Genomic DNA, 25,718 nt, shown 5'->3' with positions numbered 1-25,718 from the left:
TGCCGATCGCGGCGACACACGTATGAAGTGGACGCATGCGTTACCGTGTCGCGTACAACACGGCCAACACGATCGCTGCGAGCGTGGTGAACCCGGCCACAGCCCACGGCACCCAGAGCGGCGCGTTGGCGATCTTTTCAATCACGGGTCCGCCGCCTGAATGACGTCGCGTGATCGCCGTCGTAAGTGCCGTCACGATGTCCTCGCCACTGGCCGGGCGATCCGCCGGACGCTTCTCCAGACACCGCATGACAATGGCGGCCAGATGCTTCGGCACGTCGGGGCGACGCCCCGTGATCGGGTCGGGTTTCTGCTTGGCGTGCGCCTCAATCACCACCTGCGGTGACCGGCTCGAGAATGGCGGATGACCGGTGATCATTTCATACGCCACGACACCCAGCGCATACAAGTCGGCCCGATGATCCAGTGCTGGATCCGCCGCGGCCTGCTCAGGCGCCACATAGGTGGGAGTCCCCAGACTCATTCCCACCTGCGTAATGCGCAGGACTTCGGTTTCCGATGTGGAGGCGCTGATGAGCGCCTTGCCAATGCCGAAATCCAGCACCACCGCCTGGCCGTGAAAGAACATCACGTTCTCCGGCTTGATGTCGCGGTGTACAACGCCTTCCGTGTGCGCATATGCCAGCGCGCCCGCCACTTCCGTGAGAATGGTGGCGATGTCGCCGAAGGCCATCGGGCGTTCGCGATCCATGCGCTGCCGCAACGACTCCCCGTCCACGAAGGGCATGGTGTAGTACAAATGGGACCCGGCGAGACCCGCAGACAGCAGCGGCACGATGTGCGGATGCTGCAGGCGCGCGGCCAGCGCGATTTCCCGCTTGAATCGCTCGGTGGACAACGTGGCCGCCAACTCCGGCGCCAGCACCTTGATGACCACACGACGACGCAACGCGTTTTCGGTGGCCACGAAGACGCGCGACATGCCACCGCGCGGCAACTCGCGCTCCAGCGTGAAGTGGTCCCCCAGCGCCGCTTGTACTTCAGCCTGCAGCATCGCGTCTGACATGGTGCAACCTCCGGAGGAAGTTCAGCCGACCAGAATCGGCAACTGCCGAATCTTCTCCTGCCATTCGCGCGGGCCCGTCTCGTGCACGTTGCTTCCGGCAGCGTCCACCGCCACCGTCACCGGCATTTCTTCCACATCAAACTCATAAATCGCCTCCATCCCCAGCTCGCCGAACGCTACCACTCGCGACGCCCGAATGGCTTTGGACACCAGATAGGCCGCGCCGCCCACCGCCATCAAATATGCGGCCTTGTGCTTGCGAATGGCTTCCAGTCCCGTTGGTCCGCGCTCGGCCTTGCCGATCATCGCAATCAAGCCGGTCTTGGCCAGCATCATCTCGGTGAACTTGTCCATGCGCGTGGCAGTGGTCGGACCCGCTGGTCCCACGGCTTCGTCGCGCACTGGGTCCACCGGACCCACGTAGTAGATCATGCGATTGGTGAAGTCCACGCCGGCGGGCAGGCCTTCGCCCGATGCAAACAGATCGGCGATACGCTTGTGTGCCGCGTCGCGTCCGGTGAGCAACTTGCCATTCAGCAGCAGACGATCACCGGCCTTCCACGTGGCGACGATTTCCGGAGTGAGCGTGTTGAGATCCACCCGAATCGCGTTCACGTCGGCCTTCCACGTGACATCCGGCCAATCGGACAGACGCGGAATCGGCAACTCGGCCACCCCTGATCCGTCCAGCGTGAAATGGGCGTGTCTGGTGGCGGCGCAATTCGGAATCATGGCGATCGGTTTGGACGCGGCGTGCGTGGGGTAGTCGAAAATCTTCACGTCCAGCACCGTGGAGAGTCCGCCCAGCCCCTGTGCGCCGATACCCAGTGCGTTCACTTTGTCGTGCAATTCGATGCGCAGCTCTTCGATCTTATTTCGGGGGCCACGCGCCTTGAGTTCCGCCATGTCGATGTGCTCCATCAGCGACTCCTTGGCCATCAGCATCGCCTTTTCGGCGGTGCCGCCGATGCCAATGCCCAACATCCCTGGCGGACACCAACCCGCACCCATGGTGGGCACGGTCTTCATCACCCAATCCACGATGGAATCGCTGGGGTTGAGCATGGCGAACTTGGACTTGTTCTCAGATCCTCCGCCCTTGGCGGCCAACTTCACTTCGACGGTATCGCCGGGCACCATTTCGCAGTGCACCACGGCGGGGGTGTTGTCGCGCGTGTTCTTGCGGGAAAACGCCGGGTCGGACACGATTGACGCCCGCAACACATTTTCGGGAAGCAGGTACGCTTGGCGCACCCCTTCATCCACCATTTCCTGCACCGACATCGTCGCATCCCAGCGCACGTTCATGCCGATCTTGAGGAACACCACCACGATGCCGGTGTCCTGGCAAATCGGGCGATGCCCCTCGGCGCACATGCGTGAGTTGGTGAGAATCTGCGCGATGGCGTCCTTGGCGGCGGGGCTTTGCTCCCGCTCGTACGCCACAGCGAGCGCCGAGATGTAGTCGGCCGGGTGATAGTACGAGATGTGCTGGAGCGCGTCGGCGATCGACTGAATGAAGTCGGATTGCATGATGGTGGTCATGCCGGGAAAACTACCGGGGCGGCTTCGACCGGGCCATTGCGCGACGACGTCAAACGCCACGGGCCGCCTCATGCGAGGCGGCCCGTGGTGGCACGGCAGCAGGCGATGCGCTTACGGCGCCCGCGTCGCCTCCCAGCGGCCACGCTGGACGACCGAATCCGGCTTGCTGGCCAGCATGTTCGCCGAGGTGCCCACGAGTTTGCCATCCTTCAAGCGGCCAACGGACCGGAACAGCAGTTTGGGTCCTTTCGCATCGGCCGGATTCGCGTACGGTTTGGACGTGGCCACCATGCTGTCGGCATCGAACATCCGCGTGAACGGAATGGCGTCTTTCGACCCATCGATGGTGATAGTGCCCGTCGAGTCATTGACGTTCACTGCCGTCCAGCGAGCTGTCACCGAATCACTGGTTTCGCCCATGGTCATGCCCTTCCAGGTTCCCGCGACATCGGCTCCGGTGAGATTGGCCGGTGCGGGGGCCATCGCGGGGGCCGGTGCCATGGCCGTGGAGTCGGCCGCCGGCGTTTCGGCTTTGGAGCAGGCAGCCAGTGTTGCGGCAAGAATAAGAAGTTTGCGCATAGGACCCTCGTGACGGCGGCCAACGAGGCCCGCACAGTGAATCGGACGGTTGCTGCAGGTGAGACGTTGATATTGCACTGGCCCGGACAATTGCGCCAATTGACAAAATCTTCTCACCTGAGCCCGCTTGGCCCCGCGCCCCCTGCATTCGGCTACCGACTCAGGCCGTCTGACAACCCCGTCAGCGAGGGAGTTCCGCCATATTGTCTGCTCGCATGACCGATATCCGCGACCAACTCCAGACCACCCTTGGTGACGCCTACACGCTCGAGCGCGAGCTCGGCGGCGGCGGCATGTCGCGCGTGTTCGTGGCGCATGAGCGCGCGCTTGGCCGAACCGTGGTGGTCAAGGTCATTGCCCCCGAGTTGGCCGAGGGCGTCAGCGCGGAGCGATTCGCGCGGGAAGTGAAGCTCGCGGCACGATTGCAGCAGGCGAATATCGTGCCGGTATTGAGTACGGGGAGCTCGGGATCGTTGCCGTATTACACGATGCCGTTCGTCACCGGCGAATCGCTACGGGCGCGCATTGCCGGTGGTGCGGCGCTCGGTGTGGCTCAGGCGGTGAGCATCCTGCGCGACGTGGCGCGCGCGCTGGCCTACGCGCATTCGCAAGGCGTGGTGCATCGCGACATCAAGCCGGAGAATATCCTGTTGTCGGGTGGCACCGCCGTCGTCACCGATTTCGGCATTGCCAAGGCGCTCAGCGCCTCGCGCACCCTTGATGGCAGTGCCAACAGCAGCACGAGTGCTTCGCTCACGCAGGCGGGCGGGTCGATCGGTACGCCTGCCTATATGGCGCCCGAACAGGCCGTTGGCGCCGACGTGGATTTGCGCGCCGACATTTACGCCTGGGGCGTCGTTGCGTACGAGTTGCTGACCGGTACGCATCCGTTCGCCGGGAAAGTGAATTCGGCGCAGATGATTGCGGCGCACCTGTCGGAAACGCCGGCCGCCGTGACGTCGCGCAACCGGGACGTGCCGACGGCACTGGACGATCTGGTGCAGCGGTGTCTGTCCAAGGACCCGACACATCGGCCGGCCAATGCGGAAGAAGTACTGCAGTCGCTGGACGGTGTGGTGACCCCCTCGGGCGCCACGGGTGCTCGCAGCCATTCGGTACGCACCATGCCACGGCGGTCGCCACGCAGCGTGGCGATCGCCGCCGGTGTCCTGGTGGTGGCCATCGTCGCGGCGGTCTGGGTGAAGACACGGCAGCCGCTGGGGAATTCCCGCGGGTACGCCGCGGTCGCTGCGGCGCCGGCGAGCGCGGCGACGAATCGCTCAATCGCCGTGCTGCCGTTGGCCAATCTGAGCGGCGACAAGGCCGATGATTTCTTCGGTATCGGACTCGCCGAGGAGATGACGCGCGCACTGTCCAAGACCGGTGTGCGGGTGATCGGACGCTCCAGTGCCGGTGCGCTCCAGGCGCGCGGCCTGGACGAAAGCGCGATTGCCAGGGAACTCGGCGTGGGGTCGCTGCTCACCGGCAGTGTGCAGCGCGCAGCAGGGCAGGTGCGTGTGAACGTGTCGCTGGTGTCGGCGACGGATGGCGCGGTGACGTGGACGGAGAAGTACGATCGGCCGCTGACGAATGTCTTCGCGTTGCAGGACGAGATTGCGCGCGCCGTGGCGACCAAACTGCTTGGCGCGCTCGGTGGGGTGCGCGCGACAGGGCCGACGCGTGTTGAGACCGCCGACCCCGAAGCGTACGCGTTGTATTTGCAGGGACAGGTGTTGTTCGGACGCCGGACCGTGCAAACGGTGCGCCAGTCGATTGCGCTGTTCGAACGTGCGGTGGCTCGCGATCCGCAGTTCGCTCGCGCGCACGCGGCGCTGGGGCTGGCGTTGTCATCCATCCCGTTCTACGAACAAGGCACGGCACGCACCATGGCGCCGCTGGCCATCGCGGCCGCACGAAAGGCCATCGCCATCGATTCCACCGTGGCCGAGGCCTGGGGGGCCATCGCTTCGGCACAGATGGGCATTTTCGAGAACGCTGAGGCCGACAGGACGTACCGGCGAGCGCAAGCGCTCGATTCCAGTATTGCCATTCTCTGGGGCTGGCACGCGCTCAATCTTGTCCACATGGGACGCTTCGCCGAAGCCCGTGACCGCGCCGCGCGCGCACAGTCGGCGGAACCCGCGTCATTGATCGCCCGGACATGGGGCGCACAGCTGCTCATGACCGAGCGTCGCTACCGTGAGGTCGACTCCGCCACGCGATCGATCTTGTCCATGGACTCGACATACGCGTTGGCTTGGGATGCTCGCGCCGAGGCGCTGAGCTATCTCGGACGGCACGATGAGGCGATTCTCGCGCTGCAGCGCAACCTGGAACAACTGCCGAAGAATCTTCCGAATCAGACCGAAGGCATTCTCGCGTTCGTTCTCGCCCGGGCCGGGCGCGCCGCAGATGCGCGGCGGGCCATGGAGAACTTGCGCAACAAGAATGGTGGCGAGATGCCGGCCATGGGCGTGCTGGCCGCGGCGCTGGAACAGCTGGGTGATCACGCGGCCGCGCTGGCGATGATTGAACGTGCCGTGAAACAACCTGACAGCTGGCTGCAGATGTACAACCGCGCTGAGCGCTACGACGCGCTTCGCCGTGACCCTCGCGCCGAAGCGATCATGGCGAGTTTCGAGCGGTAGCGCGTGGCCGAACGTACAACGAATCGCCCACTGGTCATGACGGGCGCCGGCGAGGCATATTCGCTGCCATGACGGTCGCGAAGTCCAGTCCAACCGAGAGAGCCTCCGCGTGAGCACCATCCTCGCGCGCCTTTCTGCGGCGCTGTCTGACCGCTACCGCGTCGACCGCGAGCTCGGCGCCGGCGGCATGGCCACTGTGTACCTCGCGCGCGATCTCAAGCACGACCGCGATGTGGCGATCAAGCTGCTCAAGCCGGAGCTCACCCAGTCCCTCACCGGCGAACGCTTCCTGCGCGAGATCGCCATCACGGCGCGACTCAATCATCCGCACATTCTCGCGCTGTTGGACATGCTCAGTGGCCGCTACGACAGCGTCTTTCCGTACGAGTCGTCGCAAGTCCCCTTTCTCCGGCTGCTCGGCTCACCGCCGGGTACCAAAAAGCAGGGGCTGTTTGAAGGCGGACATTTCCTGCCGCGGCCGATGTGGGTGTCGGAGTCCACGCGCTGGCTGGATCAACAGTTTGGGCTGGTGAATCGACAGTGAGGTCCAGTATCGCCTTGTCATACAGAATGACCATGGTCATATTGTTTTGACCACTTCTCAGGATGAAGCCCATGCCCCGTCAGCCGGTGCGGTCCAGGTCTGCGCCAGCCGCAGCAACCATCTCAGCGAGTGAATTCAAGGCCACCTGCCTCGAACTCATGGATCAGATCGCCCGCACCGACGCTGACGTGATCGTCACGAAGCGCGGGCGGCCGGTGGTTCGGGTGTCGGCGGTTCAGGCACAGATCGAATCCCCTTGGGGGTTTATCCGTGGCAGCGTCGTGGCTCACGGTGATATCATCTCGCCCGACGATGCGCTCTGGTCCGCGTCGACCACTGAGCCTCTTGCATCGCGTCCTTCGACTTGACGTGACGCCAAAGCAACCGTCACGCCGGCGAGTCGGCGAGGGCGCAAGAACGACGCGGTCGACGGTTCGCGAGCCCGAGCCGGAATACACCGGACGTCCTGCGGTCTGGCGCGCCGCTGCGTCGCCCGACCGCGACACGCCGATCTTGCTCGACACGCATGTGTGGCTGTGGACGCTCGATGCCACGGCGGGCGCGCTGCCCAAGGCGACGCGCACCCTCATCGATCGCGCCGCCGCCGCGCGCCGCCTCTTCGTGAGCGACTTCTCGTACTGGGAAATCGCCATGCTCGTGAGCAAAGGGCGGTTGCAGCTGGGGACCGATGTTGGCCTCTGGCTGGATCGCGCCGCCCTGGCACCCGGCATCACCACCGTCCCGGTGAGCCGCGATGTGCTGGTGCACAGTACGCGCTTGCCTGGCGGGCCGCACGGTGATCCCGCCGATCGGATTTTGCTTGCCCAGGCGCAAGCGTTGGGCGCGTCGCTGATAACCTGCGATCGAGGCATTATTGCGTACGCGGCCCGTACCGCAGGCATTCCGGTGTGCGATGCACGCTGAGCAGTCCTCATCGCGGTTGATCCATCACATCAGAACGCCGGAGACGGATGACCACTAGCGAGCGCCTGTCGGCCGCCCTGTCCGACCGCTACCGCGTCGAGCGTGAGCTCGGCCGCGGCGGCATGGCCACCGTGTACCTCGCGCACGATCTCAAGCACGAGCGCGACGTCGCCATCAAGGTGCTGCACCCCGACCTTGGCGCCGCACTCGGTGCCGAGCGGTTCTTGAGCGAGATCAAGACCACCGCCAAGCTGCAGCATCCGCATATCCTGGCGCTGCTCGACTCCGGTGCGGCGGACGGATTGTTGTACTACGTGATGCCGTTCATTGCCGGCGAAACGCTGCGCGCGCGCCTCGACCGTGAGCGGCAATTGCCGATCGACGACGCGCTAAGCATCGCGCGCGAAGTGGCTGACGCCCTCGGCGCGGCGCACGCGCTCGGCATTGTGCACCGCGATGTGAAGCCCGAGAACATCCTGCTCCAGAACGGACACGCCATCGTCGCCGACTTCGGCATTGCACTCGCGGTGCAAGCCGCTGGCGGCGCGCGCATGACGCAAACCGGCTTGAGCCTCGGTACGCCGCAGTACATGAGCCCCGAACAGGCGATGGGCGAACGCCACATCGATGCGCGCGCGGACATCTACGCGCTCGGCGCCGTGACGTACGAAATGCTCACCGGCGATGCGCCCTTCACCGGATCAAGCGTGCAAGCCATCGTGGCGCGCGTGCTCACCGAGAAGCCGCAGTCGATCAGCACGGTGCGCGATACCGTGCCGTTTGGTGCGGAGCAGGCGGTGCTCCGCGCGTTGAGCAAGCTGCCGGCTGATCGCTTTGCCAGTACGACGGAGTTCGTCGCGGCGCTCACCGCGAACACGACCGCGGCGGACCGCCACGCGGTGGACACGCCGTTCGCACAGGCTCCAACCGACCGCAGCCGGAGGCTACGGGTGATCGCCGCCGCACTGGCCGTCACCACGGTCGCATCGCTGGTGGTGGCCGCATGGGCGCTCACGCGAGGCACCCGCCGTGGCCTCGGCTGCGATCTTCGATGCGGCGCTTCCGGACAGCGCGCCGATGGCGCGCGTGGCGGGGACGATCGCCACCGGATTCGGTTCGGCGAGTCGCCAACTGTCGGTCGCGCCTCGCGGCGACTTCGTCGTGTACGCCGTGCAGCGCGGCGACTCCACCATGCTGTGGCGCCGCAGTCTCGTCGATGCGTCGGCAGCGCCGATCACCGGCACGTCGGGTGGCCGCAGTCCGCGCATTTCGCCGGACGGTCAGCGCCTCGCGTTCGCGACCAGGACGCACATCATGATCCTGCCCATCGGTGGCGGCGAGCCTCGGCAACTGATGGAGAGCGCACCGCCGGCGACGTTGGAATGGATATCCGATACGCGTCTCTTCGCTCTCGCGGGCGATGGCTACCGGCTGACCTGGCTCGATCCGGAACTGGGCGTGACCGAGGATCGAAAGATTTCGGGTACGCGCTGCGTATGGGGTCAGTGGCTTGCCGCCGAACGTAAGATGCTGTGCAGCTACAACGAGACGGCCACGCTGATCGATCCGGCCTCAGGTGAGGTGCGGTCCATCACGACGACGCGTGAAGACGGCAAAGCGGCGCGAGCGGTGTCGGGGGCAGCATTCCGACTCATCGACGGCGCCTACATGACGTACCTCTCGCTCGACGGCACGCTCCGTGGGGCATCGTATGACGCGCGCACGCGTCAGCTGGGTCGGGCGGTGTCGCTGGTGCGCGGCGTGAGCCGCGATGTGGGTGGCATCGCGCAATTTGAAGTGTCGACGAACGGACTGCTCGGCTACGCACCCGCTGGTGCTGAGCGGCTGGCGGCCATGGTGGTGCGTCGCGAAGGGGCTGATGCGGTACCGCTGCCCATGGAGCGTGCTCCGTTTCTGCGTTTCGATCTCTCCCGCGACGGGAAGCGTCTGGCCGCCGTGGTGGCCACGCCCGAGGGCGACGAGCTTCGCATTTACGATCTGCGTAGTGGACTCACGCAGGTCTGGCTCCGAGCGCCGATCATCCGGATGCCGCTCTGGAACCCGCGGAGCGACCGGATCGTGGTGCGCGTGGAAGACGATGCCGGCGCGGCGTTGCTGATCGGCTCTCCTGACGCGACGGGCGCTCCGGATACCCTCATGCGGCGCGTCGGCGAACAGGATGCCCTCGATGCCCTCGACTTCAGCGATGACTCGACGATCCTGGCGCGCGACAGTCGCACCCCGATCGTTTTTCGTCTCACGATGGCCGGAAGGTCGGTGCGCATCGACACCCTGTCGAAGGACGCCATCTTTATGACGCGCTCTCCCGACGCCACGCGTGTCGCCTGGCATACGTCGCAAACCAATCAGCTCCTCGTCGGGCCATATCCTCGCGGCACCCAGCAGCAGCAGGTGGCGGTCGGTGGCGTGGAGCCGATCTGGCTCTCGCCCACCGAACTGCTCTACCGATCGGGCGTGACGTGGTACAAGGCGCGTTTCGATCGCGTGAGCGGTGCGCTCATCGGCGCGCCGAGCGTGTGGGCTCGTGATCCCCTGTTCACCGACACACCCGGGTGGTCCAATCGCGCGTCGTGGGACGGTGGCATCATCTACGCGCAAAGCCCGGCGCAGACGGAATCGCGCTATCTCCGTTTCATTCCCGACTTCATCACGCGGCTGAAAGCCGCCATCGATGGCGCGGCCAAGTGAGCGACATCATGATGCGTCTCACGTTAGCCCTCGCCGACCGCTACCGCGTCGACCGCGAACTCGGCGCCGGCGGCATGGCCACCGTGTACCTCGCGCACGACCTCAAGCACGAGCGCGACGTCGCCATCAAGGTGCTGCATCCCGACCTCGGCGCGGCATTCGGCGCCGAGCGGTTCTTGAGCGAGATCAAGACCACCGCCAAGCTGCAGCATCCGCATATTCTCGCACTGCTGGATAGCGGTGCGTCAGACGGTTTGCTGTACTACGTGATGCCGCTGGTGACCGGCGAAACGCTGCGCGCGCGCATGGAGCGCGAACGGCAGCTGCCTATTCCCGAGGCCGTGCGCATTGCGCGCGAAGTGGCGAGTGCGTTGGACTACGCGCATCGCCAGGGCGTGATTCATCGCGACATCAAGCCGGAGAACATTCTCCTGCACGACGGCCAGGCGATTGTGGCCGACTTCGGCATCGCGCTCGCGGTGCAGTCCGCCGGCGGCGCGCGCATGACGCAGACGGGCCTGAGCCTCGGCACGCCGCAGTACATGAGCCCCGAGCAGGCGATGGGCGAGCGCACCATCGACGCGCGCAGTGATGTGTACGCGTTGGGCGCCGTGTTGTACGAAATGCTGGCCGGCGATGCGCCGTTTACCGGTGGCAGCGTGCAGGCCATTGTCGCGAAAGTGTTGAGTGAGCGGCCTACCGCGCTGCGCACGTTGCGCGATACGGTGCCGGCGCACGTGGAGCACGCGGTGTTCACCGCGCTCGCGAAATTGCCGGCCGATCGCTATGCGAGCGCGGCCGAGTTTTCGACCGCGCTGTCCAACGCGAGTGGCGCGACGTTTGCGGCGACGACGAGTGCGGTCGCGATTGCCCGTCCACTCGTGCGCGATCCCCGCACGTGGCTTACGGTGTCGGCCATTGCGGCCAGTGTGTTTTTCGCCGCGATGTATTTCGCGCGTCCCGCCGCCTCGAGCGCCGTGAGTCGTCAACGTGTGCAGCTCTGGCAGAGTAGCTTGCAGCCCGCGTTGGAGCCCGGCGTACGAGCGGTGGCGATGCAAGCCGCCATCGCACCGGATGGATCGAGCATCGTGTTTGCCGATACGGCGAAAGGGCAGTGGGTGCTCAAACGCAAGTTGCGCAGTGCGACTGATGCGACGCTCATGGCCGGAACGGACGGTGCGAACTCGCCGTTCTTTTCGCCGGACGGAAAGTGGGTCGCGTTTCTGACCCATGATTTCAAGCTTCGGAAAGTCCCGGTAGAGGGTGGTGGCGCCGTGACACTGGCCGAGGACATCGCGCCCGACATGCGCTCCGGCGCCTGGCTTGCCGACAACACCATCGTGTATTTCGCGGAAGGGTCGACACTGAAACGATTGTCGGCCGATGGCGGACCGGCCGTGGCGTTGCGTGGCTACAAGTCTGCTGGAGCTGCCGCGTCAATCACGCCGTTGCCCGGGAGTAAGGGCGTGCTCCTCTCTGTGTGTCCGGGAAACTGCGCCATTACCTCGACGGTGTACGCCTATTCGTTCGCCGCGGACAGTCTGCTGCTGCTGGTGCCACGCGCGGCGGGTGCGTGGTATTCACCGACGGGTCACCTGCTGTACACGGCGCGCGAGGGCGGATTGTTTGCCGTCGGGTTTGACGCCGAAACGATGACGCTCACGTCGGGGTCGGTGTCGGTCCTGGAAGGCGTGGACCCGCTGCGTTTCGCGGTCTCGTCGTCGGGGAGTGTGTTGTACACGACCGACGAAGCGGCACGCACCGTCGATGAGTTGGTGTGGGTCACGCGAGACGGTCAGGCCACGGCATTCGATTCCTCGTGGGTGGAGCATTTCGAATATCCGGCACTCTCGCCGGACGGGCAGTCGCTCGCGATCAGCGTTCGCGCAAAAACCACGGACCTGTGGCTGCGACGGGCCGATGGCAGCCGTCAGAAACTGGTCACGCCGGGTGTCGTCAGTTGGCGCCCGTCATGGATGCCCGACGGGAAATCGCTGGTGTTCATTGCCGCTGGCGATATCACCAAGCGTCGGGATGATGTCGCCATATATCGCGCGCCGGCGGACGGCAGCACGAAGGCAACCCTGTTGCAGCGCGCCGAGGTCGGGCTCTGGGAAGCCGAAGTCTCGCGTGATGGCGGGTGGATGGTGATGCGGAAGGATGTCACCGGCTCGCGCAACATTCTGCAGGCCAGACGCCTTATCGGCGATACTACACTGCGCACCGTGTTTGACATGCCCTCGGTGCAGTTTGCGCTCAGTATTGCGTTGTCGCCCGACGGTCGCTGGCTGGCCTACTCGTCAAGCGAAAGCGAGGGCGCCGTGAACGTCTACGTCACGTCGTTTCCGGACGCGCAGGCCAAGTTTGTCGTGTCTCGCGGTGGCGGCACCGAGCCGCGCTGGTCGCGCGACGGTCGCGAACTGTTTTTCGAAAGCGGTGGCATGCTGAAGGTGGTCAACGTCCCGGCGGGGCCAACGTTCACGCCGGGCAATCCGCGCACGCTGTTCTCGTTGGCCGGCTATCGCCGCGCGCGCAATCGACAGCAGTACGATGTATCGCCCGATGGGTCGCGCTTTCTGATGATTCGCGAGCGTTGGGCGGCGAGCGCGCCGACGGCGGTGTACGTGGAGAACTGGCTCACGGAGCTCACGGCGAAGATGAAGCGGTAGGATTGCAAGCACGCCATATTCGATGACGCCGTACTGCCGCTCAAGGGCCCGGCGACGGACAAGTATGACGTCCTGGCGCGATTGGCCGCGCGTTGGGGCGACCTGGCTACCCGTGAGCCGGCGACGGATCCGCTGATCGCAACCGGACCTGTGTTTTCGGCGCTCGCCATGGCGCGATGGATGCGCAGCGATAGCGTGGCCATTGCCGTGCTGGATCGCGCATCGCGCGACCGCGGTCAGGTGGAGGCGCGGTTTGCGTGGGGCATCTATGCGTTTCGTGGCCCCCGGTTGCGCGCCGATCCGCGATTGCAGCCGGCGTTTCGTGCGCTGGGGTATCTGGAGCCCGTTCGCCGCCAAACGCCAGGACGCTGCGTCGCGATACTATTTAGCGACTCACCGGCGGCGCCCCGGATCTGACGACGGCTTCCGCTTGCGCGAGATAGTCGCGCGCCTGCTCCAGCGACGGGTTGAGCTCCAGCGCGCGACGGAAGTGCACAATGGCCTCCGGCAGTTGACCCTGCAACGCCAGCGCCACACCCCAGTTCAACTGCGCATCAGCATGATCGGGACGCACCGTTACCGCCGTCGCATAGTGGCTTGTCGCCTCGGCAGCGCGCCCCAGTCGTACCAGGGCATTGCCCCAATTCACGTGCGCGTCGGCGTTGTTCGGGTTAAGCGCCAGCGCTCGCGCGAAGTGCGCGATGGCACCACTGGCGTCGCCGCCCCGCATCAGGGCCACGCCCCAGTTGCTCTCCGCTTCGTGCTGAGAGGGCTCAATGGCCAGCGCCCGTCGGTACGCCTCAATGGCCTCGGTGTCGCGTTGGCTCGCGGCAAGCGCCACGCCGAGGTCGGCCCACGCATGCGCAAATTGCGGGCGAAGCTGCACGGCGCGCTCAAAATGCCCGAGAGCCTCGGCCACGCGCCCCTGTTGGAACAGCACGTTGCCGTAGTCATTGTGGCCATACGGCGAGTCGGGCTCGATCTCCAGCACACGTGCCCACAGGGTCTCCGAGTCGTGCCACACGTGGGTCTGTCGCCAGGTCAGCGTGCTCAACACAGTCACCATCGCCGCGGCCATGGCGATGGCGACACCCGGTGAGCGACGAAGCGCCAGCAGGAGTGTGCCTCCCGCCAGCATCGCCATCGCCGGTGCCGCGTTGAAGCTGTTGCGATCCGCAACGATCTGCGGACCGCCCTGATGCACGCCGAGGAGCGGAAACAGGATGGCCGAGCAGATGATCAGTGCCATGACGGCGCCGGGCACCTTGCGTCGCACGACCCACGCCACCACCACCACCGCAAGAATCACGGCGTAGTTGACCAGATAGCGCGCAGCAAGCGGATTCACCACGTCGGGCATCGCATACAGGGGCGACAGTCCGGTGGGCCACAACATCTTGCCCACATAGAAGCACCAACTGGCCGCCGACACGGCAATCTTCCCGCCAATTGGCAGTTGCTCGAGATTCTGCAACGCCACGAATACGACAACGGTGAACGCCACGGACAGCAGCACGAACGGCGCCAGTATCCGCGTGGTACGCCAGAGGGCGGCGCGACCCCAGCCCGCCGCGCCGCCAATCTGCCGGAACGGATACACCCACAGCAGCAGCAGCACGCCAGGAATGGTGACCGCGGTGCCCTTGGACAGGAGCGCCAGCGCGTGCGCGGCCACCGAGGCGACGTACCAGCGCGTGGCCTGCGCGTTGCCCTCGGCAAACCGGACAAAGCACAACACCGTGGACAGATAGAAGAATCCCGCCAGCACGTCGCGCCGCTCGGTGATCCACGTGACCGATTCCACGCGCAACGGGTGAATCGAGAACACCAAGGCGACAAAGGCGGCAGACAGATGCAACGCCCACGGCGAGGTCCGCGCCATGGCCGCTCGTGCGGAGTCCAAGGGTTTCGGCAGCAGTCGCAGCGCGAGCAGGTACAATATGCCGGCGTCGACCGCATTGAGCAGCATGTTGACGGCGTGGTAGCCGACCGGATTCATCCCCCAGAGCACATAGTCCAGCCCCAGCGTCATCCAGGAGAGCGGAATCCACGTGCCCAGGTGAAACGTGGTCCACATCCAGCGGAGGTTATCCACCCCCAGGCCGCGATAGTGCGGATTGGTCAGGAAGTTCTCGTCGTCATCCCAGCTCACGAAACCGTTGGACAGCGACGGCCAGAACACAAAAAAAGTGATCACCGCCACCGCCAGAAAAACCAACGGCACGCGCCACGTCACCAGCCAGCCCGGGGTAACCGAGGCGGTGGAGGGTGGTGCCGCGTGGGGTGGGGTTGCCTCTCGGCGATGCGGAGGGGACATGGCGACCGGAAACGGTGGGTGTGGTAGACTGCAAGTTGACCCCTGACGCGCACGGCCGGAACACCTTCGGTACCCGTGCCCACAACGGTGGGGCAGGGGGGCGCCGTAGGGCGTTCTCCGCTTGCACGGTGGCCCGCATGCGGGTAAATGGAATCCAGCACTCCCGTCAGTCCCCTGCGCCACTCGCCTCCAATCCCTTCGAGTTCATCATGCGTCGTCCCTTCGCGCTGGTTTGCGTCGCCGTGTTCACCGTCGCCTGCTCCAAGAGCAACGAGGCGGAGAAGATCCCGCTTGGAGCCGCCCCCGCGACACAGGCGGCGGCGATGAGCGACGTGGTGTCCGGCACGCTGCTCGAACAGATCCCGGCTTCGCCCTATGTGTATCTGCGACTCAAGACGGCGAACGGCGACGTATGGGCGGCCGTGAACCAGACCCAGCTCACGATCGGCGCGCACGTCACCGTGAACAACGCGATCCTGATGGAGAAGTTCGAGTCCAAGACGTTGAACCGCACCTTTGACCAGATCTATTTCGGGTCTCTCGATGCCCCAGGGAGTGCGCCGTCAGGCATGGCTGGCAACGCCGCCGCTCCCACCTCGGTCGGGACTCCCCAGGCCGTAGACGCCCAGGTGGGCAAGGTGGAGAAGGCCAGTGGCGCCAACGCGCGCACGATCGGCGAGTTGTGGGCGCAGCAGGCCGGATTGTCAGACAAAACCGTCTCCATCCGCGGCGTGGTCGTGAAATACAACCCCGGTGTGATGGGGAAGAACTGGATTCACTTGCAGGACGGCAGCGGCGACGCGGCCAAGGGCACGCACGACATCACCGTGACATCCATGGATGCCGCCGCGCCCGGCGCCACGGTGACCATCACGGGCACCGTGCGCCTGAACCGGGATTTCGGTGCAGGCTACACGTACGCGTTGATCGTGGAGGATGCGAAGGTCGTCGTGAAGTAGGCGGCGCTACGAAATGGCCGGTGGCACACACACGCTCTTGGCCAGCGCGGCGATGGCCCTCGCCACGAGATCCACTCGGCCCTTGTCCAGCGCGCCGGCGATGTCGGCTTGCACCAATGGCGCCAACGCCGCGAGCGCCGTATTCCGATTGCCGCAGCCGCCGCGCTCCGCCGCCGTCAGCGCATTGCGAATGTCGCTGATGCGATTAGACGACAAGCCGCTGTTGCGCTCGAGCTGATCGAGATACGCTCGCGCCAGTGCAAAGCTTGGTGGCCACACCGTATGCGGCTGCTCCTGCGCGTTGAACTGTTCGTAGCGCACCGTTTTCGCGGCGTCGATTTCATTCTGCGAGAGATAGCCGCTGGGCGTCAGCTCGTGCACGTCCAGTCCGCGCTGTTCGTCAGACGAAATGATCGCACCGTTGAACCAGTACGTGCTCCAATATCCGCCGCCGGGGCCGCGATCGAAGAACCCAATTTCAATCGGGTGCGCCGGATCGGTGAAGTCAAACACGGTCGAACCGCCCATGTAGAACGCCTGCACCATGATGTCTCGGCCCGGCACGGGAATCAGGGAACCATTGTGCGCGGTGCAAATTTCTTCGGTGGTTTGCGGGGCTGGCATCTTGTAATAGCTCTGGAACTTGAGCTCGCCTTTCTCGACGGTGAAGATGGCGTTGCCACCCCCCTCCAGCTTGTCGGTGGCGCGACAGCGCGCTGCGCCACCACCACCCCACTCGTCGGAGAACAGCAGCTTGCTGCCGTCATTGCTTACTGTCGCTGAGTGCCAGAACGACATGTTGGAGTCGGCAACCGACTTGAGCCGCTTGGGATTTTTGGGGTCGCGCACATCGAACAGCAGCCCGTATCCCGCGCACGCACCACCGGCATACCCCGATCCTGGGTATGCGGTAATGTCGTGACATCCGCTTTGGCCGACACCGCCACCACGCGCGCCGCCGCCTGCGGGCGCGCCGGCAGGCGGACCACCCGCCGGAGGACCACCGGCGCGACCCGCGCCACCCGGCGCTCCGCCGCGACCACCACCACGACCGCCACGAGCACCCGTGTCACTCGCTGGTGGCGCATGCACCGTGCGTCCCGCGAGATCGGCCAGCAAGTGCGGCGAGTTCACCACCGCCGCCCGTTCGGGATTCTTGAGCGGCACCTTGATGATCTCGATGCGAAAGCGCGCGCTTGCCGAATCGCCGGCCGGTGCGTCCTGGCATCCCGCCAGTTCCTTCGGTGAGCGAATTGACGAGTACCCGCTCACGTACACGTAGATGTTGTTCTTGTCGCTCGGATCCTGCACGAGCGAGTTGGTGTGCGAGCCGCGACAGGTCTGCACGTTGGTGATCAAACGCGGTTTCGATTTGTCGCTGATGTCGAACACGCGCACGCCGCGAAATCGCTCGGCGCTCACCGAGTCGGTGATGGGTGTCGAGCCGCAATCGTTGCGCGCGCCCAGTCCTTCGCCGGAGACGAACAGCAAATTGCCGTATACCGTGGGATCGCCCTGACTGGTGGGGCAGAGGAACGACGAGACGAGCTTCGGGGCACGCGGATTACTGCCATCCCAAATGAGGATGCCGCGATAGTTGCCCTGAATGATGTAGTTGCCGCTGAAGGCCAGATCCGAACCGGTTGCGCCACGGCCGGTGAAGCCGCTTGGCGCCGGTGAGTTGGAAAGCATCTTCATGTTGAACGCCGCTTCGCCCGCCTGTCCCACCGCCTCACCAGGCGTGAGACCAATGCGCGGATCCGGGTTCGGCGCTTTCGCGCTTTCCGGATACCGCATGGGCGGCGACTTGGCGAGCGATACGTCGCCGGTGACGGTCGTGCCCTCGGCCGGTACCGGCGGACCGCCGGTAGACGGAGTGGTTCCTGATGAACACGCGAGCGCGATCAGCGTGAGCGAGGCACAAACGAAAGGCGTACGGCGCATCGTCGTTCCGGTTAAAGAGAGGGCACGGTTTCGAGCATTCTCAGCATCACGATAATTTCAGCTGACTGATCGGACACCACATCGTTGGCAAAGCGAAACACCGCATCGTCGTGCCCGGCGTTGCCATTCTGCAGCAACGTCTCCACCATCGCAATCGCCCCGCGGTGATGGCGAATCATCCCGTTGAGAAAGAGCCGGTCGAACTCTGAGCCGCGCGCATTGTCGAGCTGCGCCATCTCCTCGTCGCTCAGCATGCCCGGCATCGTCATTTCGTGCGTCATGTCGCCCATCTTCATCACATGACGCGTTGCCGTGGAATCGGGGACGTCCTGCTTTCGCTCGCGCAGCCAGCGCCGCATCATGTGGATCTCATCGCTTTGCGCGGCGACAATGCGCAGGCAGAGTCGCTGCACGTCAGCGCGCGCGCCGTGCGTTGCGGCCCACTCGCCCATGATCACCGCCTGCGCATGATGCGGAATCATGCCCTGCATGAAATCGACGTCGGCGGGGGCGAAGGCCCGTGCAGCGCTGTCAGCGGTCGCCAGGGCCACCGTGGTCGCGGCCGACCCCGCGCCAACCACGCCTGCTCCGGCCGCCAGCACGGGGGCGCGCGACGGCGAGGAGGCGCAGGCGCTGAGCCCGCACAGCAGCAACGGTGCCAGCATGCACGTGTTTCGTAGACTCATCATCCCTGTATGTTAACCCCAATAGCGCCCGTTCGCCTACGGCACAAACGCCCTCGGCGCCGGTGGGGCAATCACGTGCGGTGACCCCTTCAACAAGTCGTTGATCTTCGCCACCCGCGTTTGCATGATGTTGTCGAATCGCGCGGCCGCTTCATCGCTCTCGGTGCGCAATTCGCCCGAGCGCAACAGTTCCCCAGCCGTTGGCGCCATCATGGGGCGCGATATCATCCCCGACACCGTCTGCACTTCCTCGCGCAGTCGCGGATACTGCCGGTAGCCAAGACCCGCCACCGGCCGGACCAGCACCGAATCGCGAAAATGCTTGAGATCCTTCAAGGCGCCATCAATTTCCGTTAGTGCCTGGGTGGCGTTGCGAGCGCTGCTGTCGCGTGGCGCCGCACGCAGCGTGGTTTGCAGCGCCGTCATCTGGCGCGACACGTCATCGATGTTGCTGATCACGCGGTTCACCCGCGACGCAATGTCTTCCATGCGCCGTGCGGCGTCGTGCTGTGCGACAAGTTGCGCCGCAGTCATGTCGGAGCGCGGATCGAGCTGTACGGTCACATTGGTGGTGTACTTCTTGCCTTCCACGGTGAGCGTGGCGGTGTATACGCCGGGTAGCACAAACGGCGCCCCGGCCGGACCAAAGCCTTCAAACTCCGGCGCACCGCCCGCGTCGTCCAGCGCGGCCGCGCGACGACGCGCCCGCACCGCGGCCAGCGACGTATCGGCTGGCGCGCCACCCGCAGCCGCCGCGCCGGCACCCGCGCCACGCCCGCCACCGCCGCCACGTCCACCGCCGCCGCCAGGCGTGGCATCGTACCGCAAATCCCAGCTCACGCGATTCACACCGGCTTCATCGGGCACACGATTCAGGCGACGCACCACGCGCCCGTCCTTGTCGGCAATGGTCATGTTCACTTCCGTCGGCGGCTGCGCTTTCAGGAAGTACGTGAGCATCGCCCCATCGGGCGGATTCTCGGCGCGGTACGTCTTCTGGCCGAGGTTGCCGTCCTTGTTCCACTGATTCCAACGGATCGCCACTGGCGCGGGAAACAGCGTTGCCTCGGCGGTCATCGCGGTGCCCAGCTGCTGCAGCGCCGTAATGTCATCCATGATGTACAGGCCGCGTCCGTGCGTGGCCAGCAGCAGGTCGTTCTCGCGCGGATGAATCTGGATGTCACGCACCGGCACCACAGGGAGCGCGCCGCGCAGGCTCACCCAATGCGTGCCGCGATCCCACGACGCCCATACGCCCATTTCCGTGCCGAGGTAGAGCAGGTTGCGATTCTTCGGGTCTTCCCGCACCACGTGCGTCCACGATGCGCTCACCGGCAGGTCGCCCATGATGGGCTTCCAGGTCTTGCCGAAGTCGCTGGTCATGAAGGCGTACGGCGCGTAGTCATCATCCTGATGATGATCCGCGGTCACGTACGCGGTGGCGGCGTCAAAGTGCGACGCCTCGATCGTGGCCAGCCACGCGGCCGGCTTGAGACCCGGTACGTTCTTGAACACGCTGGTCCACGTCTTGCCGCCATCACGCGTGACTTGCACCACACCATCGTCGCTGGCCGTCCAGATGAGCATGGAGTCGAGCGGGGACGGGCTGATGGACAACAGCGTGCTGTGAAACTCGGCCGCCGTGTTGTCCACGACGATGGGGCCGCCCGAGCTTTGCTGCTTGGCCGGATCGTTGGTGGTGAGGTCAGGAGAGATGACCTGGAACGAGTTGCCGTGATTGACGCTCTTGAACAGCACATTGCCGCCGAAGTACACCACGCCAGGATTCTGTGGTGAGAGCGCAATCGGTGAATTCCAGTTGAAGCGATACTTGTGCCCGATCATCGCGTCACCCACCGAGCCCACGCGATTGGGATACGGGTAGATGGTCTTCTGGGTGCCGGTGCGCGTGTCGGTGATGTTGAGCATGCCGCCCTGCGCATCGGAGTAGATGAGCCACGGCTGGGCGATGTCGGGCACGGTGAAGAAACCGTCGCCCCCGGACACGGTGTACCAGTCACTCTTGAGAATGCCGCCAAAGAGCCCGCGACTGGGTCCGCACCAGTTGCCGTTATCCTGCAAGCCGCCGCACGTGTTGTACGGCTTCTGCATGTCGTAGTTGATGTGGTAGAACTGCGTGAACGCAAACGTGTTCACCACCTCCCATGTCTTCCCGGCGTCGTAGCTCAGCTGCCACCCGCCGTCGGAACCCTCGATGATGCGCCTGGGGTTGAGCGGGTCGATCCACATGGCCTGGTGGTCGCCGTGCACATTCTGCGCAATCGTGCGGAAGTTCAGGCCGCCATCCTCCGAGAGGTACAGCGATCCGGACAGCGTGTACACGCGGTTCGGGTTCATCGGGTCGACGCGCAGGTCGGCGTAGTAGAACGGACGGAAGTTGATATTGGGGTCACGATTCACCGTGCGCCAATGCGCGCCCGCGTCATCAGAGCGCCACAGCTCCCCTTCGGTTTTCGTTTCGCTGATCACGTACACGATGTTCGGATCACTGGGCGCCACGGCAATACCGATACGATCCATGTCGGTTTTCGGAAGTCCGATATCGCGATCTTTGCCGGACAATCGCTCCCAGGTGTCGCCACCGTTCACCGACTTGTACACGGCGGTGTTCCCGCCGCCCGACTCCAGGTGCCACGCCCATCGCCGATAGGTGTACATGCCGGCGTACAGGATGTTGGAGTTGCCCGGATCGGCGGAGATATCGGAGCAGGCGGTTTGCGGATCGACGAACAGCACGCGCTTCCAGGACGCACCACCGTCGGTGGTCTTGAACACGCCACGTTCCTCGTTGGGTCCCCACTCACGACCGAGGCCGCACACCAACACGAGATTCGGATTGCGCGAATCGACAATGATTCGGGCGATCTTGTCGGTCTTGTCCAATCCGATTTTCGTCCAGTGCTCACCGGCGTCGACCGACTTGTACATGCCGTCGCCAATGGAGGCGTTGTTGCGCGGGTTCTCCTCGCCGGTGCCTACGTAGATGATATTCGGATCACTGGGCGCAATGGCGATGGCACCAATGGAACCCACGCTCTGCTTGTCGAAGATGGGCTTGAACGTGGTGCCCGCGTTGGTGGTCTTGATGATGCCGCCATTGGCGCCGGCCACGTAGTACGTGCTGGGATCGCCGGGCACGCCGTGCACCACGGAAATGCGGCCCGCGTTATTGGCCGGACCCACCGATCGCCACTTGAGACCGGCGAGGGCATCGGCAACAGGATCCTTGGCCGCCACGGGTGGCGCGACACTCAGCGCGGCCACTGTGGATCGGGGTGTGGTCTGCGCGGGCAGCGCGCCGGAAATCACGATGGCCAGTACCAGGCCGGCAGTGGGGCGGATCATGGGTGAAATCTCCGTAGTGAATCGAGGCGTCTGCACCAACACACTGGATATGCGGCGAACGAAGCGATTACGCAAACGATCGCATTGCCCGACGTTTCCCGGCAGCGTACGCCGCCCACCCCGTGCCCAGCATGAATGCCACCGAGCCAGCGATCTTGAGCTCAAACCCGGTCACTTCCGTCACCACCGGGGGCGGAATGAAACAGGCGACGATGGCCAGTATTGCGGCCGCGAGGCCGATGCCGCTGAGGGCGCGTACGCGACTGCGCGAGTGCGCGAACGTGCGGTCTTCGCGAGCACTCAAAGACCGCCAACTGGCAAACAGGTATCCGAATGGGACCAGCACCAGCACAATCGACCCGCTCAACAGCGCGAGATAGGCATCCTGCAGATTGGCCCCGTACGCGCTCACGATGATCAGCACGGTTGCTGCGCCGGCCTCGACCAGGAGTGCCACGTATGGGGTGCCAAATCGTGGATGCACCTTCGCAAAGGCCGTCGGCAGGTAGTGATCGATGCCGATGGCGAATGGAACGCGGGCCGGCGCGGCCAGCCACGCGGCACCGCTCCCGATCAGGCCAAGCAATTCGCACATGACAATGAATGCGGCCAAGACCGTCAACGCCCCGTTCGCACCGGCGCGGGCGATGACCGAGTTGATGGCCAGCACGTGCCCGTAGATCACGTTGGTCTCGGGCATGCCGGTCACGAGCGCCGCACTGAATGTCAGCAGGTAGATCAAGCCCACGGCGACACCCCCAATGGCCAGCGAACGCGGGATGTCGCGCGCGGGTGCGTTGGCCTCATCGCTCATGACCGAGCCGAGGTCGAGACCGAGCAACGCGTTCAAAACGAATGGCCAGAGGGCCAGCGAATACCACACGTTGAGCGTGTTGCCTGGCACCGCGTGCGACGCCTGACCACCGGTGTCGTACAGAGTCCATGCGGCGGCTGTCAACAATCCGGCCGCAATGGCGAGCCGCCCGAACGCGCCCACGTTCTGCAGCCACTTCCCCTGGCCCAGTCCGACGATGTGCAGGCCAGCCGACAGCCAGAGTGCTCCGCAGGCGACGGTCACCACGACGGCCTGATGCTCATTGATCCACGCGGTTTTCGCGCCGCCCAGCAGCGCCGCAACCGCCGCCATCCCCAGGAAGATACTGGGGAGGTACAGAAATGAATTCACCCAATAGCACCAGCCGCAGATGAATCCATGCGCATCGCCAAAGGCCAGGCGCGTCCACGCGTACACGCCCCCTTCGCGCGGATATTGTCGCGTCAGGTCGGCCAGCGCCGCGGCGTAGGGCAGCATGAAGGTCAACGACGCCAGCGCCCAGAAGAGCACGCCGAACAGGCCCAGTTGCAGCGTTTGCGACAGCGTGCTGGGCGTGTAGACAGCGACGATGTTGAGCAGCACGAGATCGCGCAGCGTGAGCGTACGCTTGAGTCCCGCGTCCGATGGGCTCATGCGGATCTGTCTCGTCGTCTCGCGGTTGTCGGGTCCATCATGTCGCGGCATTCTCCGGTGTTGTCGACGTCTCAGTCCCGATTGACGTCGGTCGAGGCGATTGTTCCCGTCCGGCCTTGTCATCACATTCGGGTGCGCGGTGACGGCGCCACGCCCGTGGCGTTATTCATGGAACATGCCTCGCCGGCGCGCCCATCACCTCCACGGAAAGCGAAAGTAGTTCGGCGCTGCTCGCTGAACAGCCACCCAACCGCTAAATCTGCGACACCCGCTCCTTTCCCCCCCTCCTGAGGCCCTCGGCATGCCCGCAACCGCACTCGGCGAATTTCTCGGTACCATGGTGCTCATCCTGTTCGGCAACGGTGTCGTAGCCGGTGTCGTGCTCAAGAACTCAAAGGCCGAAAATAGCGGCTGGATCGTGATCGCCACCGGCTGGGCGCTTGGCGTGCTACTGGGCGTCTTCACGGCCACCGCGTTCGGTGCGCCCGGCGAACTCAACCCCGCCGTCACGCTGGCCAATCTCGTCACGGGCACGCGCACGCTCCCGGACGCCATGGCGCATATCGCGGCGCAGTTCGCCGGTGCCATTGTGGGGGCGACACTGGTCTGGCTGCATTACCTGCCGCACTGGAGTCGTACGACCGATCAGGGCAGCAAACTGGCCTGCTACTGCACCGCGCCAGCGGTGCGTTCGCCCGGGGCCAATCTCATCAGCGAGATCATCGGCACGGCGGCGCTGGTCTTCGTCGCGACGGCCATCACCAGTGTCGCGGCACAGGGTGCGCAACCGGCCAGCAATCTCGTGCCACTGCTCATTGGCGCGCTGGTGTGGGGCATCGGTCTTTCCATGGGCGGCACCACGGGCTACGCCATCAATCCGGCGCGCGATCTGGGGCCGCGAATTGCGCATGCGCTACTGCCGATCGCGGGGAAGGGCGGCAGCGACTGGTCGTATGCGTGGATTCCGGTGGTGGGGCCGATTGCGGGTGGGGTGATGGCGGCGCTGGCGTTTGGAGCGCTGCACGGGTAGCAGCGCGGTCGGTCAAAGAACATTCACCGCCAAGGACGCAAAGGTCGCCAAGTCCTGCATCAGTGATTCTTGGCGACCTTCGCGTCCTTGGCGGTTCAATCAGTTAGTTCGAAGGCTGCGACCTCCGCGATCTCCCCGCCGACCCCCTACTTCACCCCGAGATTCTTCTTCAGGAACGCAATCGTCTTCGGCCACCCGTCCTTGGTGGCCGCAAGATTCGCCGCCGATTCCTTCGCCACATCCGCCTCGGTCTCGGCCGGCTGGGTTGCCGTTGCGGCACGCGGGGCGCGGCCATCGGCTTGCGCCCGCAGGAACCCGTGCACGGCGCCGTCGTAATTCACGCCCGTGTATTTCTTCTTCAGCTTCTTCATGATCGAATCCAGCGCCGGCATCGCGGCCGCGATACGCGCATCCTTGGATCCGTTCAGCAGCATGATTGGCTGCTTGATTTTCCGCAATGAATCGACGTCCAGCGATGCTGGTACCGCCGCCGTGGTCGCGGTAGCCGGAGTCCCGCCGGACGTGTACGGCAGCCCGTAAAACGCCACGCCGCCGGAGAAGCCCTTGAGGCCACCGTTGATACCGTGATAGAACGTGGTTTGTCCGCCCCAGCAGTAGCCAATCACGGCATACTTCTGTTTCGCGGCGGGCAGCATCATCGCGTAGTTCGCGGCGGCGGCAATCACGCGATTCCGCTCTGCCGCATCGACGCCGCGAATGAGCCGCGTGGCCGTGTCGCTTTTGAGCTCGACCGAACTCGGGCCGCCCCGCACGCGCGACAGGAAGTCTGGTGCGATGGCAATGAAGCCTTCAGCGGCAACCTGGTCGGCCACCGCGCGCACCCAACTCGAAAGCCCGAAAATTTCGTGTACCACCACCACCACCGGCGCCTTGTTCTTCGTGGCCGGATACACGACCCAGGCCATGATGGAGTCCTTCGATCCGGGCGTGGAGGCGAACGTGACCCATTCGCCATGACGCGGTGACGCCGCCAGTCGCGCCGCCGTGGTGGCCGCGCTGGCGGGCAAGCTGAGATCGTCCTGCTGCGAACCAGCGCCGCTGATCGACATGGTCATGGGTGCCATACGATCTTCTGCGCGCATGTGCGCCGAATGGTCGTCGAGGTCGGCCGCAGACGCGGGCGTGGCCCCGTGTCGCAAGGTGTAGGCCGCGAACACGAGCGTGGTGGTGGCAATCGATGAAACGATGGCGAGACGGCGCGACATGGTCACAGTCCTCGAATGGTGGGCGGGTGGGCAACCCGTTGAGCATAGCGCCTCGACGAGTCGGGCGCGAGGCGTTG

General features: G+C 64.9%; 19 protein-coding genes. 10 read left to right on the top strand and 9 right to left on the bottom strand.

Going from position 1 to position 25,718, the window contains the following annotated elements; all coding sequences use genetic code 11:
- Positions 1–40: 40 nt before the first annotated feature.
- From IPP90_03900 to IPP90_03890, 3 genes are all read right to left on the bottom strand, one after another.
- The gene (locus IPP90_03900; GenBank protein ID MBL0169865.1) at positions 41–1,027 is read right to left on the bottom strand and encodes a serine/threonine protein kinase; all 987 of its coding nucleotides are present in this window, start codon (positions 1,025–1,027) and stop codon (positions 41–43) included.
- A 21-nt stretch (positions 1,028–1,048) separates the two neighbouring features.
- On the bottom strand, positions 1,049–2,572 hold the full coding sequence (locus IPP90_03895; GenBank protein ID MBL0169864.1) for a fumarate hydratase: 1,524 nt from the start codon (positions 2,570–2,572) through the stop codon (positions 1,049–1,051).
- Positions 2,573–2,683: 111 nt separating this feature from the next.
- Positions 2,684–3,151 carry a hypothetical protein gene (locus tag IPP90_03890; protein ID MBL0169863.1) on the bottom strand — a complete coding sequence of 156 codons (468 nt, stop codon included), beginning with the start codon at positions 3,149–3,151 and terminating at the stop codon, positions 2,684–2,686.
- 215 nt (positions 3,152–3,366) lie between these two features.
- Between IPP90_03890 and IPP90_03885 the strand changes: the two genes are divergently transcribed.
- The 8 genes from IPP90_03885 (at position 3,367) to IPP90_03850 (ending at position 13,062) form a co-directional block, all read left to right on the top strand.
- The gene (locus tag IPP90_03885; GenBank protein ID MBL0169862.1) at positions 3,367–5,799 is read left to right on the top strand and encodes a protein kinase; all 2,433 of its coding nucleotides are present in this window, start codon (positions 3,367–3,369) and stop codon (positions 5,797–5,799) included.
- Positions 5,800–5,908: 109 nt separating this feature from the next.
- Positions 5,909–6,343, top strand: coding sequence for a protein kinase (locus tag IPP90_03880; GenBank protein ID MBL0169861.1), 435 nt, complete (start codon positions 5,909–5,911; stop codon positions 6,341–6,343).
- 71 nt (positions 6,344–6,414) lie between these two features.
- Positions 6,415–6,711, top strand: coding sequence for a type II toxin-antitoxin system Phd/YefM family antitoxin (locus tag IPP90_03875; GenBank protein ID MBL0169860.1), 297 nt, complete (start codon positions 6,415–6,417; stop codon positions 6,709–6,711).
- Positions 6,689–7,267 carry a type II toxin-antitoxin system VapC family toxin gene (locus tag IPP90_03870; GenBank protein ID MBL0169859.1) on the top strand — a complete coding sequence of 193 codons (579 nt, stop codon included), beginning with the start codon at positions 6,689–6,691 and terminating at the stop codon, positions 7,265–7,267. Before IPP90_03875 ends, IPP90_03870 begins: the two co-directional genes overlap by 23 nt.
- A gap of 47 nt (positions 7,268–7,314) precedes the next feature.
- Entirely contained in the window at positions 7,315–8,793 is a 1,479-nt protein-coding gene (locus IPP90_03865) for a serine/threonine protein kinase (GenBank protein ID MBL0169858.1), read from the top strand.
- Positions 8,726–9,976 (top strand): hypothetical protein, encoded by a 1,251-nt coding sequence (locus IPP90_03860; GenBank protein ID MBL0169857.1) that lies wholly within the window; start codon positions 8,726–8,728, stop codon positions 9,974–9,976. Before IPP90_03865 ends, IPP90_03860 begins: the two co-directional genes overlap by 68 nt.
- Positions 9,977–9,984: 8 nt before the next feature.
- Positions 9,985–12,645 carry a serine/threonine-protein kinase gene (locus IPP90_03855; protein MBL0169856.1) on the top strand — a complete coding sequence of 887 codons (2,661 nt, stop codon included), beginning with the start codon at positions 9,985–9,987 and terminating at the stop codon, positions 12,643–12,645.
- A gap of 81 nt (positions 12,646–12,726) precedes the next feature.
- Positions 12,727–13,062 (top strand): hypothetical protein, encoded by a 336-nt coding sequence (locus IPP90_03850; protein ID MBL0169855.1) that lies wholly within the window; start codon positions 12,727–12,729, stop codon positions 13,060–13,062.
- Here the strand turns inward: IPP90_03850 and IPP90_03845 are convergent.
- Positions 13,031–14,962, bottom strand: a complete 1,932-nt coding sequence (locus tag IPP90_03845) for a tetratricopeptide repeat protein (GenBank protein ID MBL0169854.1) — start codon at positions 14,960–14,962, stop codon at positions 13,031–13,033. The two genes, IPP90_03850 and IPP90_03845, sit on opposite strands and share 32 nt — an antisense overlap.
- Before the next feature lie 209 nt (positions 14,963–15,171).
- Here IPP90_03845 and IPP90_03840 point away from each other — a divergent pair, with 209 nt between their 5' ends.
- On the top strand, positions 15,172–15,921 hold the full coding sequence (locus IPP90_03840) for a nucleotide-binding protein (GenBank protein ID MBL0169853.1): 750 nt from the start codon (positions 15,172–15,174) through the stop codon (positions 15,919–15,921).
- A 6-nt stretch (positions 15,922–15,927) separates the two neighbouring features.
- On the opposite strand, the gene IPP90_03835 is transcribed toward IPP90_03840, so the two are convergent.
- The 4 genes from IPP90_03835 to IPP90_03820 form a co-directional block, all read right to left on the bottom strand.
- Positions 15,928–17,865: a hypothetical protein gene (locus tag IPP90_03835; protein MBL0169852.1), complete on the bottom strand. Its 1,938-nt coding sequence runs from the start codon at positions 17,863–17,865 to the stop codon at positions 15,928–15,930.
- 11 nt (positions 17,866–17,876) lie between these two features.
- Positions 17,877–18,551, bottom strand: a complete 675-nt coding sequence (locus IPP90_03830) for a DUF305 domain-containing protein (GenBank protein ID MBL0169851.1) — start codon at positions 18,549–18,551, stop codon at positions 17,877–17,879.
- 36 nt (positions 18,552–18,587) lie between these two features.
- On the bottom strand, positions 18,588–21,917 hold the full coding sequence (locus IPP90_03825; protein MBL0169850.1) for a hypothetical protein: 3,330 nt from the start codon (positions 21,915–21,917) through the stop codon (positions 18,588–18,590).
- 67 nt (positions 21,918–21,984) lie between these two features.
- Positions 21,985–23,385, bottom strand: a complete 1,401-nt coding sequence (locus IPP90_03820) for an APC family permease (GenBank protein MBL0169849.1) — start codon at positions 23,383–23,385, stop codon at positions 21,985–21,987.
- 301 nt (positions 23,386–23,686) lie between these two features.
- Between IPP90_03820 and IPP90_03815 the strand changes: the two genes are divergently transcribed.
- Positions 23,687–24,415: an aquaporin family protein gene (locus IPP90_03815; protein MBL0169848.1), complete on the top strand. Its 729-nt coding sequence runs from the start codon at positions 23,687–23,689 to the stop codon at positions 24,413–24,415.
- Between the two features lie 146 nt (positions 24,416–24,561).
- Here IPP90_03815 and IPP90_03810 read toward each other — a convergent pair whose 3' ends face one another.
- Entirely contained in the window at positions 24,562–25,641 is a 1,080-nt protein-coding gene (locus IPP90_03810) for a dienelactone hydrolase family protein (GenBank protein MBL0169847.1), read from the bottom strand.
- Positions 25,642–25,718 lie beyond the last annotated feature (77 nt).

The organism is Gemmatimonadaceae bacterium, from assembly GCA_016720905.1.
Lineage (GTDB): Bacteria > Gemmatimonadota > Gemmatimonadetes > Gemmatimonadales > Gemmatimonadaceae > Gemmatimonas.
This window is presented reverse-complemented; position numbering and strand designations above follow the sequence as displayed.

Excerpts from the sequence above, each read along its gene's own strand:
- IPP90_03820 (MBL0169849.1), bottom strand. The coding sequence starts at position 23,385 with ATGAGCCCATCGGACGCGGGACTCAAGCGTACGCTCACGCTGCGCGAT.
- IPP90_03810 (MBL0169847.1), bottom strand. The coding sequence starts at position 25,641 with ATGTCGCGCCGTCTCGCCATCGTTTCATCGATTGCCACCACCACGCTC.
- IPP90_03875 (MBL0169860.1), top strand. The coding sequence starts at position 6,415 with ATGCCCCGTCAGCCGGTGCGGTCCAGGTCTGCGCCAGCCGCAGCAACC.
- IPP90_03830 (MBL0169851.1), bottom strand. The coding sequence starts at position 18,551 with ATGAGTCTACGAAACACGTGCATGCTGGCACCGTTGCTGCTGTGCGGG.
- IPP90_03840 (MBL0169853.1), top strand. The coding sequence starts at position 15,172 with ATGCGTCGTCCCTTCGCGCTGGTTTGCGTCGCCGTGTTCACCGTCGCC.
- IPP90_03815 (MBL0169848.1), top strand. The coding sequence starts at position 23,687 with ATGCCCGCAACCGCACTCGGCGAATTTCTCGGTACCATGGTGCTCATC.
- IPP90_03835 (MBL0169852.1), bottom strand. The coding sequence starts at position 17,865 with ATGCGCCGTACGCCTTTCGTTTGTGCCTCGCTCACGCTGATCGCGCTC.
- IPP90_03890 (MBL0169863.1), bottom strand. The coding sequence starts at position 3,151 with ATGCGCAAACTTCTTATTCTTGCCGCAACACTGGCTGCCTGCTCCAAA.
- IPP90_03825 (MBL0169850.1), bottom strand. The coding sequence starts at position 21,917 with ATGATCCGCCCCACTGCCGGCCTGGTACTGGCCATCGTGATTTCCGGC.
- IPP90_03865 (MBL0169858.1), top strand. The coding sequence starts at position 7,315 with ATGACCACTAGCGAGCGCCTGTCGGCCGCCCTGTCCGACCGCTACCGC.
- IPP90_03885 (MBL0169862.1), top strand. The coding sequence starts at position 3,367 with ATGACCGATATCCGCGACCAACTCCAGACCACCCTTGGTGACGCCTAC.
- IPP90_03895 (MBL0169864.1), bottom strand. The coding sequence starts at position 2,572 with ATGACCACCATCATGCAATCCGACTTCATTCAGTCGATCGCCGACGCG.
- IPP90_03900 (MBL0169865.1), bottom strand. The coding sequence starts at position 1,027 with ATGTCAGACGCGATGCTGCAGGCTGAAGTACAAGCGGCGCTGGGGGAC.
- IPP90_03845 (MBL0169854.1), bottom strand. The coding sequence starts at position 14,962 with ATGTCCCCTCCGCATCGCCGAGAGGCAACCCCACCCCACGCGGCACCA.
- IPP90_03855 (MBL0169856.1), top strand. The coding sequence starts at position 9,985 with ATGATGCGTCTCACGTTAGCCCTCGCCGACCGCTACCGCGTCGACCGC.